Origin of the sequence: Methanosaeta sp. UBA458 (assembly GCF_002496085.1) — an archaeon.
Classification (GTDB): Archaea; Halobacteriota; Methanosarcinia; order Methanotrichales; family Methanotrichaceae; genus Methanothrix; species Methanothrix soehngenii.
Window position 1 is genome coordinate 1 of sequence record NZ_DAIK01000097.1, and the last position, 12,589, is coordinate 12,589.

The following is a 12,589-nucleotide window of genomic DNA, read 5'->3' on the forward strand; positions in this document are numbered from 1 at the left end:
GGGTATTCATTTAAAAATAAAAAAATTTATGCCTTGGCCAGCCCCCTGGCCTCGCGGGCTATGCGAGCTGCGGCCTCCTTTCTCATCATCTCCGCAAACTCCCTCTGAGTGGAATAGATCAATGCACCCGTGGGGCATGCGGCCACACAGGCAGGAACCTCCAGGCTCTTGCAGCGGTCGCATTTAACCGCCATTCTCACCTCTTTCTTCCGGCCTACAACTCCGTAGGGGCAGATCATGGCGCACATCCAGCAGCCCATGCAGTTCTCTTCAATGCGTTCCACCACACCGCTTAGCGAGTCCTGAACCAGGGCTCCGGTGCGGCAGACGGCAACGCAGGGGGCATCCTGGCAGTGCCGACAGATCATGGGCACATTCCTGCCCTCTGCCTTCTCCACATAAAGCAGGCGAACGGGCACAGGCTTCTCCGAGATAGAAGAAATGAGGTTCTTGGAGATGGAGTGCTCAATCGCGCAGGCCATCTCGCAGGATCGGCAGCCCATGCACCTCTCCAAGCGGACGAATATCTCCTTATTCTCCTTCATCGCAATCACGCCAGGCCCAGCTTCCTGCGCTGGCTATCGATATGCTCAATCATCAGGCTGGCGGCTTTCACCGGATCGGGCTCCACGGCAAAGCATGCTCCCACCACGTCCTTTGCGCCGGAGGTTAAGAGCTCAGCCACTGCTTTGCTTCCCATGACCGGCGGAACGGTTCCGAGGACCGTGAACACCCCGGAACTGACCACATAAGCGCCGATGGATACCGCTTTCTCGCTCATCCATTCTGGAGCTGCCCCTGCTGCTGGCAGGTCGCTTATGTCCACTCCCAGAGCATTGGCCAGGGCGGCGGCAGCGACCAGAATGCGGCTGATATCCACGCATGAGCCCATGTGAAGGACCGGGGGAACTCCTAGGGCCTGGCAAACTCCCTTCAGGCCGTCGCCCGCCTTCTCTGCTGCTTCCGGCTGGAGGAGGCCAGCCTTGGCGCAGGCCTGGGCGTTGCAGCCTGTGGTGAGGACCAAGACGTTGTTCTTGATCAACTCCCGTACCATGCCGATATGTCCGAAATCCTGAGTGATCTTGGGATTGTTGCAGCCCACGACAGCTCCTATGCCCCGGATGCTGCCGCTCTTGATGGCCTCTATCAGCGGGTCTAAGCTTCCTCCTAAAGCGGAGACTATCGCCTCTACCGAGAATCCGGCCATGCATCGGGTCTTGATATCGGGGATCTGGACCCGGGAGGGATCGCGGTTGCGGAAGTTTTTGATTGCAGTGCGCACGATCTCTTTGGCCGTCTCTCCAGCGGTATCCTCATGGAACTCCATGTGGGTCGCGCCGGGGAACTTGGCTTTGGGCGAGGTGGATATGAACTTGGTGTGGAAGCAGCTGGCCAGGGGGCCCAGGGCGGGCATGATGCACTGCACATCCACCACCATCGCCTCCACCGCGCCGGTGGCCATTATCAGCTCCTGGCTGAGGAAGTTGCCCGCCATTGGCACTCCCTGGCGCATGAGCAGCTCATTGGCAGTGCAGCATATCCCGGCCAGGTTGATCCCCTTCGCTCCTTCGTTTCTTGCCAGCTCGATCATATCTGGATCGGAAGCAGCAGCAACTATCATCTCCGAGAGCAGGGGCTCGTGGCCGTGCACGATGAGGTTGACCTGATCGGGCTTTATGACCCCCATGTTGGCCTCAGAGAATAAGGGCTTAGGAGTGCCGAATATGACGTCCTGAAGCTCGGTAGCGATCATGGAGCCTCCCCAGCCGTCAGAGATGCTGGTCCTGAGGCCGTGCAGTATGAGGTTCACATAGTCGTTGTCCACGCCGATGTGGGTTCGGTGCATGCATTCCACGATCTCTCTATCCACGCCCCGGGGGTCGATTCCCAGCTTCTTCCACAGCTCGAGCCTCTGGGGAGGGACCCGGCGGGTGAACTGGATGGGGCCGTCCTGCTTGCCGAACTCATTCATTATTGCTGTGGCGAGAAGGGCAGGGCTGTCCACCCTGTATTCCTTCATCAGCCGGTCGAGCTTCTCTGGGTCTTTGATGCCGTAGGAGGGGGCTTTGCCCTCCACGATGAGCTGGAAGGCATGGGCTACATCCCTCCCGTGGTCGGAGTGAGCTGCTGCCCCGGCGGCAATGCTTCTCAGGAGGTTTCGCGCCACTATTATGTCTGCTGTGGCCCCACAAACGCCCCTGCTTGCTCCCTCCCCAAATGGGTCAATTCGGCATGGTCCCATGTTACAGTTTCTGCAGCATATGCCCAGCTCGCCAAAACCGCATTGAGGCTGCTGTTTTTCCAGTCTATCCCAGGCGGTCTCCAGGCCGGACTTCTCACAAGCCCGTAGCATCTCCTGGCAGGCAGGGTCCATTGATTTGCTGCGAACATCGTTTGTCATACAATCCCTCTATAGTGAGCACAAATAGCGAGGAAATTGCTATTTTACTATTTAATGATGGTGATTTGATTAAAGAGAATTCGCTGAATATTGGATCTGAGAACTGGAAGCTCGTTTTTTATGATTCAGACCATTATCACATCCTTCTCCACATATGGCCGGATGCGTGGGTGCAGCCCCTTGACGGTGACAAGATCCGCCTTTCTTCCGAAGAGATCTTCCAGGCAAAAGGAAAGGTTCATGAAGTTGCGGAAGGCAGGCTTTTCAAACTCCACCAAAATATCAATGTCACTTGGACTCTTTCTCCTCTCCCCGTGAAAAGGAGCCGTAAATGCCTATCCGCTTCACGGCAAATCAGGACTTGATATCCTGAATATGACCTTTAAGAATATCCATTGCTTGCATCTTCAACCCAGCTTATAGATTTGACCTTTGACACTAAAAATCGCATCATTCCTTCCTTGAATCCATATACAGATCCAGGAACTCCTCCAGGCTCATCTCCAGATCTTCTCGTATTATTTTACGCAAAAGTCCCTTGGGTATCTCCCTATTGCTATGAATCGGGACTGTAGTTAACCGACCATCTTCTGAACGGAGTCGGACATGGGAGCCCTTTGTTCGGATGACGATGAATCCAAGAGCCTTCAGGAACCTCAAAAGATCCTGGGAATCAATCGCAGGTAGCTTTTGCATTATGAACGACTTCCAGCTCTCTGAAACCGACAAATGTATTGAAGCTGCCTATCTCGGTCTCTTCCAGACACATATCGACAACCTCGGAAATGTTCTTCATGGCTTCATCTATGGTCTCCCCCCAGGAGTGACATCCCTTAAAGAGCGGGCAGCTAACTATGTATAAGCCGTTTTCATCGATCTCGACTAGGATTGGCAAGTGCAGCTTTTCCATGAATGATCTTTTGTTCTTCTGAGCTTCAAGCTTAAAGATATTTCCTAATAGACTGAGAGGTTCTTGGAGAGAGTTCTTTAACATCTGATGTTGAGAGGAGATCATAAGAAATCTTCGTCCCCTTGCTAATCTTTCATCATTCCCTGGCTGGATTGACTTGTGTCTGACTAATTCGCAGGCCTGACCCATTGCTTTCTATTGCTGCCACTCCGCCAGCTACTGACGCACCCGCCCCGCGTAGAGGCTCTCGATCTGCTCGTAGATAGCCAGCGCTTCTTTCGCCAGCCCCACCGCATCGGATCGTTTGCCGAGGCTGTCTTGCGCCAGGCTCATATTCCAGTGGGTGTTTGCTTCGCCCCTCCTGTATCCGATCTCCCTGCTGATCTTCAGGGCCTGCTCATAGTGCTCGATGGCTTTTCGCGGCTCGCCCAGGCGGGCGTAGGCCAGGCCCAGAAGATTCAGAAACGAAGCTTCGTCATACCGCGCTTCATCGGAACGAGATGCCTCCAGTCCCGCCTTAACCACGGCAACCCTTTCCGTCCCATGCCCTTGCAGGTCCAGATATTCCTCAATAGCCCAGGTAATGGTGCGTGCAGCTTCCCACAATCCGGCCCTATTACAAGCTGACCGCACTGCCAGGATGTGATCTCTTTGGGAGTCCAGGAGAGCATAGCGCGTCTGTCCTCGCTGCATCTGCTCACGGATGAAATCCTCATAGTACTCCGCCAGCCTGGTCAGTGCACTGTCTGGCGAAGTCAGCCAGGCCCTGGCATAGGTATGAGCCAATGCATGAGTTATCTGGTAGCGAGTATCAGGGCGGATCAGGAGACCGAAATCGACCAGCTCCCCCAGGCTGCGATTCGCATCATCAGCAGATATCTCCAGAGCGATATCCATGATTTCGGCCTCGAAAGGTTGCAAGGCCAGAATTCCCGTTACCCCCAGACAGGCTCGAGCTGGATCGCTCACCTGCTTGAGGCTGTGCTCCATCAAGAGAGGGATGCTCCGATGCTCTCGCTCTCCCTGATGCAGAGCTTCCAGAGGCGTCTTCTCCAGCCAGGTAAGATACTCGCAACCAAGCTGCCGCTTGTGAGCCATGTAGCGGCCCGCCAGGAAGACGGCCAGGGGCAGACCGCCCAGAATGCCACAATGCTCTGGCAGATCTTCTCATCGGAAGCCATCGTGCCGGCCCAGGATTGCAGGAGTTGCACCGCCTCAGCCAGGGGTAACGGAGGCATGTCGCAGAAGTCGGCAGGTGCATCGCTGTGCCTCCGGGTGGTTATGAGCACCCCGCAGCCTCCTGTGATGGACAGGATTTCTGTCAGGTCGTCGGCAGCCTCAGTTCCATCCAGTACTATCAGAGCCTGGCGGCTGCTCAAAGCCATTCGGGCGGCATCTAAGGCTCCTGTACGCGGATCAACTCCGTAAGCCCTGGCAATGGCCTCCAGGGCTAAAGCTGCCTAAGGCTTGTGGTAGAAGGTATGAAAGATGATGCCATCCGGAAACTGCTCCGGCGGATCGTTGCCTGGTGAGAGCTGTCAGATCGCTTCTGCGACAAGAGCAGTCTTTCCCATGCCTCCAGGGCCGCAGATGGTGACTGCCTGCCGGGCTGGAGACCATTTAAAAGTTTTGCCAGCTCCTTCTCCCGGCCTTGCCATAGCTGACTTCCATATCTTTTCCCTTTCAAACGCCCAGCGCCAGCCGCAGGGTGTTTCTCACCGCCGGTGCCAGGCCCAGGGTGATCAGGGCCAGCTTGGTGAGGTTTCTCAGGGATCGGTCATCGATGGCCTTATCGATCATAAAAAGGGCGGGCAGGAGCACGATCAACTTCAGTGGGTACATGACCACCGCTGTTCCTGCCAGATCGATGAGGAACGTGGGGACGACATGCTTTTCGTAGTAGCCAAACCAGTCCACTCCCAGGTAGGTGGAGCTGGCATCGAGCATATGGGCATAGACGATCATGAGGTTAAACCTGTCATCCAAAAAGGATAGGCTAGGTATGGCGCGGCGAGAGAGGAGCAGGCCTCCAGTCAGGGCGGAGCCCAGGGCGAATACTGCCCCAATGACCCAGCCGTTCTCCAGGCCCACCCCGCCGAGCAGTATGAGATTGAAAAGGGTCCAGGCAAGGCCTATGGCGGCGTAGCCGTGATGGAATTGGTCCCCCAGAATCCTTCTGGTGAGGGTCAGAGATCCGGCAGTGACCAGGAAGACCAGGAAGAATATGAGGGGAGTGATTAATAGATAGCTCCAGGGCGGTTGCACGATCTCCGCGTCCTCGATCACCCTCAAGCTCGAGCCCGCCAGGATGTAGGGCAGGGTAGATAAGACCAGCCGCTCATCGATCGCCAGACGATAGTGGCGAAAGAGCTTCACCAGTCCCAGTATCGCCAGGCCCAGCACCACCGCCCAGGTGATCGTGTCCACTGGGTTGTAGCTCGTATCATAAATGATGGGGTGGATGTAGTACCTATATATCCAGTCTGCTAAATCGATCACACCAGGTCATTGCACTCTCACAGTATTTCAGTCGATCGAAATATGGCGTGCAAAAAGTATTTATATTGCAGAACGACAAGCATGCTTGTCCATTTTCCGATTTTAGCTGAGGTAATTAAATGGTCGAGGTGTTCAAAGGTACAACTACGGTAGGTGTACTCTGTGATGGAGGTGTAGTCCTTGCATCGGAGAGCCGTGCTACCATGGGCAGCTTCATAGCCAGCAGCCAGGCCAAGAAGATCTATCAGATCGACGACCTGGTGGGTATGACCACTGCCGGAGGTGTAGGTGATGCCCAGTCTCTTGTCCGGATGGTTCAGGTGGAGGCCAGGCTCTATAAGATGCAAAGGGGCGAAGGATTGACGGTCAAGGCCGTCACAACCATGCTCGCCAATATTCTCTCATCCAGGCGCTACTATCCTTTTATGGTTCAGCTCATCATGGGCGGTGTGGACAGATACGGCCCCAGGATTTACTCTTTGGATGCCCTGGGAGGTCAGATCGAGGAGCGAAGGATTGTCGCTACTGGCTCCGGTTCTCCGGTCGCTTATGGCGTATTGGAGGCCATGTACAAGCCGGGTATCAGCGTCGAGGATGGAACTGTTCTGGCGGCTAGGGCAATTCATAACGCTTTGAAGCGAGATTCCGCTTCTGGTGATAAGATCGAGCTCGTTAGGATTACAGATAAATATGAGGAGGTAGGCGAGCCGGAGTATTCGGAGATTATGAATCTCATTTAATCTTTTTTGGATGTGTAATATTGTCGGTAGAAGAAGTACTTTTTGAGCTCAAACGCAAGGTTCAGAGCAAACTGCCCCCGGACATCAACGTCACGGGGCTGGAGTTCGAGGGTCCGGAGCTGGTCATCTACACCGATGACCCCAAGAAGGTGGCTGATGACGGCGAGATCATAAGGAACCTCGCCAAAGAGCTTCGCAAAAGAGTGGTGGTCCGGCCGGACCTGAAGGTATTGGCAGATCCTGAATCTGCCATAATAAAGATCCAGGAGGTCGTGCCCAAAGAGGCAGTCCTCACCAACTACCACTTCGACGGCGAGACCGGTGAGGTGCAGATCGAGGCGGAGAAGCCCGGGCTAGTGATCGGCCGCCATGGTGCCACCCTGCGGGAGATCACAAAGCTGATCGGCTGGACGCCGAAGGTGGTCAGAACCCCGCCGGTTAGATCTTCGACCATCGCTAATATCAAGGATTACCTGCGCAGCGTGCAGAGCGAGAGAAAAAACATCCTGCGCACAGTGGGCAGGAAGATCCACCGTGATATTGCTTCCAAGGACCAGTGGGTCAGAATAACCACCTTAGGCGGCTGTCGGGAGGTGGGCAGAAGCTGTATGCTCCTCTCCACTCCAGAGTCCCGTATTATCATCGACTGCGGAATAAATGTGGGATCGGATGACTCAGCCACCCCATACCTCTATGTACCTGAGGTCTATCCCTTGAACCAGATCGATGCGGTGGTCCTGACCCATGCTCACCTGGACCATGCAGGCCTTGTTCCCATGCTCTATAAGTACGGCTATGAGGGCCCCATCTACTGCACTCCACCTACCAGGGATCTTTTCGTTCTATTGCAGCTGGATTACATCGAGATCGCGGGCAGGGAGGGGAACCGTCTTCCCTATGACTCAGGAATGATTCGCGAGGCGCTTAAGCATACCATCACCCTCAACTATGGAGACGTTACCGACATTGCTCCCGATACCAAGCTGACTATGCACAACGCCGGGCACATCCTGGGCTCGTCCATCGCCCATTTCCATATCGGTGACGGCCTATATAATGTGGCCTTTACTGGAGACTATAAGTTCGAGAGAACCAGGCTCTTCGATCCGGCGGTCTGCAACTTCCCCCGCCTGGAGACCCTGGTGACCGAGGCCACCTACGGGGGGACGAACAGCATCCAACCCTCTCGCAAGGAGGCGGAGGTCAATCTGATCAAAGTGGTAAAGGAGACCATCAACCGGGGCGGCAAGGTTGTAATCCCCGCTTTCTCTGTTGGCCGCAGCCAGGAGGTGATGGTGGTCTTAGAGGAGGCGATCAGAAAGAAGGTGATCGATGAGGTGCCGGTCTGCCTGGACGGCATGATCTACGAGGCCACCGCCATTCATACTACATACCCGGAGTACCTCAATAACGATCTTCGGGATCTTATATTCCATAAAGGAATCAATCCATTCCTAGCGGAGTGCTTTGTCCAGGTGGAGTCTCCCAAGCAGAGGACGGAGATAGTCGAAGGGCCGCCTTGCGTTATACTGGCGACGAGCGGCATGCTCAATGGCGGACCGGTGATCGAGTATCTCAAGCGCCTGGGGCCGGATGAGAAGAATACCCTAGTCATCGTCGGCTATCAGGCAGAGGGAACCCTTGGAAGACGGATTCAGAAGGGATGGAAAGAGGTCCCGCTATCAGTCGACGGAAAGACCCAGACGGTGAAGATCAACCTGGAGGTTACAACAGTCGATGGCTTCTCCGGTCACTCCGATCGCCAGCAGCTCATGGAGTACCTGAGGCGCATATATCCCAAGCCCGGCCGGGTTCTAACCAACCATGGCGAGGAGGGCAACTGTCTGGATCTGGCCAGCTCCATCTACAAGAGATACCGGATTCCCACCATGGCTCCCATGAACCTGGAAACCATCAGGCTGATCTGATCTTCAAAAGCTTTATCAAAGAAAAGGCATAATGTCAATCCTAGTTATTACCGTGAGGTTCTTGTGACTGGAAAAAGGACGCGGATCATCAATGATCCATCAGATCTGGTTCCATTATTGCAGGCCTTCGGCTCAGCCGTTCATAAGAAGATATTCGATGAGCTAAGCCGGGAATGGCGAACTGAGCGGGAGCTAGCTGGCCTTTTCGGCGATGACGCTGGCGTCCACAGAAGCGTAGCCCTTCTGCGCAAGAGTGGCCTGATAGAGACGAAGTGGAGGGTGCCTGAGCCCGGGGAGAGCCCGGAGAAAGAGTATCATTCCACCTACTCTCGCATCCAGGCCAACTTCCAAGCCACCATGGAGGATCTGAGCGAGCTGATCAGCCTTACTTTTATGTCCGATGAGGAGCTGAGGGAGGTAACTGAGACGCTGCAGAAGATGGTTAATGGAGGCAACAACTCGCTTTCTAATCTTTCCCGGGAGCTGGGACTCAGTCAGGTATTCATTCGTGGCGTGGCCAAGAGGGCAGAAGGACTGGCGGTGCGAGGACAGCGGATAGAGCCTTATGAAGAGGATTTCTGATGGCCAATGTATTGCAGAGCAAGAGGGAAAGCTCTCGTTTTCAGATTCTGGTTGAGATTGCTGCCCATCAGCCCAACCTCCGCCAAAAGGAGGTGGCAAGCAAGCTTGGTGTCACCCCTCAGGCGATCTCCGAGTACATTAAAGAGCTGGTGGTAGACGGCCTGGTAACTACAGACGGCCGCATGCGCTACAGCATCACCAAAGAGGGCGTTGAGTGGCTGCTGGAGAGCGCTGCTGAGCTGAAGCGATATGCTCGGGTGGTGATGGAGGAGATCATCAGCCATGTGTCCGTCTGGACGGCGATAGCTGAATCCGATTTGGTCGAGGGAGAGAGGGTCTCCTTGGAGATGAGAGGCGGCCTTTTGTATGCCAACAAAAAAGAAAATATCGAGGCCAGCGGGATTGTCATTGCCAGTGCCAGCGAAGGGGAGGATGTGGGCATCTCAGACTTGCGGGGATTGATAAGCCTGGAGGAGGGGAGGATAACCCTATGCAAGGTTCCGCGAGTGCAAGCAGGCGGATCGAGAGGGGTTGACCTGGAGGTTTTGAAAGGCCTGCTCTCAGAGGAGAGGATGGTGGGGTGCCTGGGAATTGAGGCCCTGGTGGCTCTGAAGAAGGCCGGCAGGAAGCCGGATGTGCTCTTCGGTGCCAAGGAGTTCGCGGTGGAGGCGGCATACCATGGAGTCAGCTCTCTGGTGGTGAGCGTGGACGAGCAGATCCCCGGCCTTTTAACCCGCCTGGAGTCCGAGGGCCTGAAGTACGAGCTCATAGATCTCACTCTTGGCTGAATCGAACTCGCAGATTCAAAGATGACTTTTCAGGTTCTTGCTCAGGCGGACAGGTCTCGCATACAGTTATTGCCCCAGAGCGGGGACAAGGTTCTCTTCGAGGGCCATTTGCGCTTGAAGGACATGCCCCAGGGGCCAAGGGTCTTCAAGTTCCTGGTCAAGAAGGAGAATGAGGCCGAGAGGTACCTTCCTCCGGAGGATGCAATGAGGCTGCTTCGCAAAGCCGGGGCCATCTATCTTGTCAGGGGGGACTCGGCTCTGGAAAAAAGGTTCATGGAGCTATTGGAGGCCTACCAGCTGCAGTACCGCTTCGTCCAGGTCTGCGGCCATTGTCTGGGGCAGAAGAGGGTGACCTATGTGGGGCGAGATGCCATAACCTACAAGGGCGCCCGCATCTGCGAGAACTGTGCAGCAGCAGAGCTTCTCCGAGAGGCTGATTTTCATCATCTGAGCCGTCCTGCCAAGTCCCATCTGGCCAGGATCCTGAAGAAGAGGCGATCTTTGGATGATGTCATCGGCCTGCTATCTTTGCAGAGGCTTGAGCCTGAGCTAACCCGGTTTGATTTCATTCCCGCCAGCCATGAGGAAACTGGTCTGCCCCTGGATTCAATCGACCTGCCTGGACCCCTTAAGGAGCTGTTGCGTCGCAGGCTGACAAGACTCCTGCCCGTCCAGTCCAGGGCGATCTCCGCCGGTCTCCTGGAAGGAAAAAGTCAGCTGGTTGTATCAGCTACAGCTACTGGTAAGAGCCTGATCGGAGAGATGGCGGGGATAGGGAACCTTTTGCAGGGAAAGGGCAAGCTACTGTTTCTGGTGCCTCTGGTGGCCCTGGCCAACCAGAAGTACGATCAGCTCTCCGCTTATAATGAACTGGGCTTTCAGACATCCATTCGGGTGGGAACAAGTCGCATCCGTCTGGGAAAGAAGAGGAAGATCGTCCAGAGCCTTAATGCTGACATAATATCCGGCACCTACGAGGGCATAGATCAGGTGATCCGCACCAAAAAGAGCCTGGGGCGGGTGGGAACGGTGGTGATCGATGAGGTTCATATGCTGGAAGATGCTGAACGCGGCCATCGTCTGGCTGGGATGATCGCCCGCCTGAGAAATGCTGCCCCAGAGGCGCAGTTCATCTTCCTCTCCGCCACAGTAGGAAATCCGGGGGCCCTGGCCAAGCAGTTGAATGCAGCTTTAGTGGAGTACGAGGTGCGGCCGGTGCCCATTGAGCGCCATCTCATCTTCTCCTCGGGAAAAGAGAAGCGAACGCTCTTGCGCCAGTTGGTCGCCCAGGCGGAGAAGCTGACATCGTCTACCGGCTACCGTGGCCAGACCATAATCTTCACCAACTCTCGCAAAAATTGCTATAACCTCGCTCAGGCGATCCCCGGGGCGGCAGCTTATCATGCCGGCCTGCAGTATCCAGAGAGGAAGAGAATCGAGGAGCTATTTGGCCAGGGAAAGATCAGCACTGTGGTGACGACCGCAGCTTTGGCCGCCGGGGTAGACTTTCCCGCCTCCCAGGTAGTCTTCGAGTCCCTGGCCATGGGCATCAACTGGCTGAATGTGCACGAGTTCAACCAGATGCTGGGAAGGGCAGGCAGGCCGGGCTATCATGACCTGGGATTGGTCTACATCTTGGCCGAGCCAGGCCGACGGTTCTCCTCTGGTCGGGGGGAGTCAGAGGATGAGATGGCACTTGCCCTTCTGCATGGCGCTATGGAGGATGTGGCCCCGGAGTTCTCGGATGAGCAGCAGCAAGAGGAGGTCTTGGCCAATGCGGTCGCCTCCAGATCCCGTCAGGAGCTGGAGAAGCTGCATGATCTAACCCTGGGTCTGGATGATCTGGATAGCGCCCTGAATTCTCTCGAGAGGGCAGGTTTGGTCAAAGGCTTTGAGCCCACCCGCCTCGGAGCGGCAGCAGCAGCCCATTTTCTCACCCCAGATCAGACAAATCTCATCGCCAAGAGGATTGGTAAAGGAAGATCCGCTTTGGAAGTGGCAGTTGAACTGGAGGGTTTTGAGGCTATTTATCTGAAGTTCGCCGAGCATATATCCACCAAGCTGCATATGCAGGTCTCCCAGAGGGCTCTGCATGGCTCATTTTTGGATCTATTGAGCAGCTCCGACCTGAACCAGCTGGAGAGGAAGATTCAGAGATACTGCCTGGACTTCGTCCGCGACTTTCTCCGCTGCACCTGCAAGGAGTCTCCCTACTGCGGCTGCGTCCAAAAAAGCATATCATTGTCCATTCTCGATCTGAGGGCGGAAGGCAAGAGCCCGGAAGAGATCATCGATTACTTCAGCGATAGATATGGAATGTATGCCTACCAGGGCGATCTGATCAACTATTTAGACCAGATGGTACGCTATCTGGAGGCCATAGGATCTGTGGCCAGAGTGCTGGGAAAGCCAGAATTAGCGAAGGAGGCGGAGGAGTGGAAGAAAAAGATCGAGGGGGAGTGATCTGATCGCCAAACCGAAGCCTCAGGGATGAGAAAAAAGGTCCTCTTCGACATTTGAAATATATTGCAGGATTTAAATGATGCCTTTTGACTTGAGGGCCACCTTCATTTCTGCTACTTCGCTTTCCAGCTTATCGAACCTCTGGTCCATGCGGCCCTTTATCTCTTTCCTGGATTGCCTCACCTCTTCGATGAGAGTCTCCTGGCCGGATAGCGTATCCTTTTGCAGATCGATCATGACATCCATCTTGCCGCTCAAATTATCATTCATTTGATCGA

General features: G+C 55.0%; 13 protein-coding genes and 1 pseudogene. 5 read left to right on the plus strand and 9 right to left on the minus strand.

Annotated features, from left to right (window positions below):
- Positions 1–26: 26 nt before the first annotated feature.
- The 8 genes from BP822_RS06700 to BP822_RS06735 form a co-directional block, all read right to left on the minus strand.
- A complete protein-coding gene (locus BP822_RS06700) occupies positions 27–545 on the minus strand; it encodes a 4Fe-4S dicluster domain-containing protein (protein ID WP_013720261.1) in 519 nt (172 codons plus the stop codon).
- 5 nt (positions 546–550) lie between these two features.
- Complete coding sequence (gene cooS / locus BP822_RS06705) at positions 551–2,401, minus strand: anaerobic carbon-monoxide dehydrogenase catalytic subunit (protein ID WP_286878019.1); 1,851 nt, start codon at positions 2,399–2,401, stop codon at positions 551–553.
- A gap of 125 nt (positions 2,402–2,526) precedes the next feature.
- Positions 2,527–2,676 (minus strand): nucleotidyltransferase family protein, encoded by a 150-nt coding sequence (locus BP822_RS06710; protein ID WP_013720259.1) that lies wholly within the window; start codon positions 2,674–2,676, stop codon positions 2,527–2,529.
- Positions 2,677–2,851: 175 nt separating this feature from the next.
- Positions 2,852–3,097, minus strand: a complete 246-nt coding sequence (locus BP822_RS06715) for a type II toxin-antitoxin system HicA family toxin (RefSeq protein ID WP_013720258.1) — start codon at positions 3,095–3,097, stop codon at positions 2,852–2,854.
- A complete protein-coding gene (locus BP822_RS06720; protein WP_276620513.1) occupies positions 3,075–3,395 on the minus strand; it encodes a type II toxin-antitoxin system HicB family antitoxin in 321 nt (106 codons plus the stop codon). Before BP822_RS06720 ends, BP822_RS06715 begins: the two co-directional genes overlap by 23 nt.
- Before the next feature lie 132 nt (positions 3,396–3,527).
- Positions 3,528–4,301 (minus strand): tetratricopeptide repeat protein, encoded by a 774-nt coding sequence (locus BP822_RS06725; RefSeq protein WP_276620515.1) that lies wholly within the window; start codon positions 4,299–4,301, stop codon positions 3,528–3,530.
- Positions 4,301–4,696 carry a hypothetical protein gene (locus BP822_RS06730; RefSeq protein WP_273271849.1) on the minus strand — a complete coding sequence of 132 codons (396 nt, stop codon included), beginning with the start codon at positions 4,694–4,696 and terminating at the stop codon, positions 4,301–4,303. The genes BP822_RS06725 and BP822_RS06730 overlap by 1 nt, the downstream gene beginning before the upstream one ends.
- Before the next feature lie 298 nt (positions 4,697–4,994).
- On the minus strand, positions 4,995–5,810 hold the full coding sequence (locus BP822_RS06735; RefSeq protein ID WP_273271848.1) for a DUF63 family protein: 816 nt from the start codon (positions 5,808–5,810) through the stop codon (positions 4,995–4,997).
- A 119-nt stretch (positions 5,811–5,929) separates the two neighbouring features.
- Here BP822_RS06735 and psmB point away from each other — a divergent pair, with 119 nt between their 5' ends.
- The 5 genes from psmB to BP822_RS06760 all read left to right on the plus strand — a co-directional run bounded on the left by psmB (position 5,930) and on the right by BP822_RS06760 (position 12,311).
- Positions 5,930–6,550: an archaeal proteasome endopeptidase complex subunit beta gene (gene psmB, locus BP822_RS06740; RefSeq protein WP_013720252.1), complete on the plus strand. Its 621-nt coding sequence runs from the start codon at positions 5,930–5,932 to the stop codon at positions 6,548–6,550.
- Positions 6,551–6,570: 20 nt separating this feature from the next.
- Complete coding sequence (locus tag BP822_RS06745) at positions 6,571–8,478, plus strand: beta-CASP ribonuclease aCPSF1 (RefSeq protein WP_013720251.1); 1,908 nt, start codon at positions 6,571–6,573, stop codon at positions 8,476–8,478.
- A gap of 63 nt (positions 8,479–8,541) precedes the next feature.
- Complete coding sequence (locus tag BP822_RS06750; RefSeq protein WP_273271847.1) at positions 8,542–9,060, plus strand: ArsR family transcriptional regulator; 519 nt, start codon at positions 8,542–8,544, stop codon at positions 9,058–9,060.
- Positions 9,060–9,848, plus strand: coding sequence for a MarR family transcriptional regulator (locus BP822_RS06755; protein ID WP_286858378.1), 789 nt, complete (start codon positions 9,060–9,062; stop codon positions 9,846–9,848). The genes BP822_RS06750 and BP822_RS06755 overlap by 1 nt, the downstream gene beginning before the upstream one ends.
- A gap of 21 nt (positions 9,849–9,869) precedes the next feature.
- Positions 9,870–12,311, plus strand: a complete 2,442-nt coding sequence (locus BP822_RS06760) for a DUF5814 domain-containing protein (RefSeq protein ID WP_286858379.1) — start codon at positions 9,870–9,872, stop codon at positions 12,309–12,311.
- A gap of 72 nt (positions 12,312–12,383) precedes the next feature.
- Here the strand turns inward: BP822_RS06760 and BP822_RS06765 are convergent.
- A pseudogene (locus BP822_RS06765) lies at positions 12,384–12,589 on the minus strand (acylphosphatase); the annotation flags it as partial.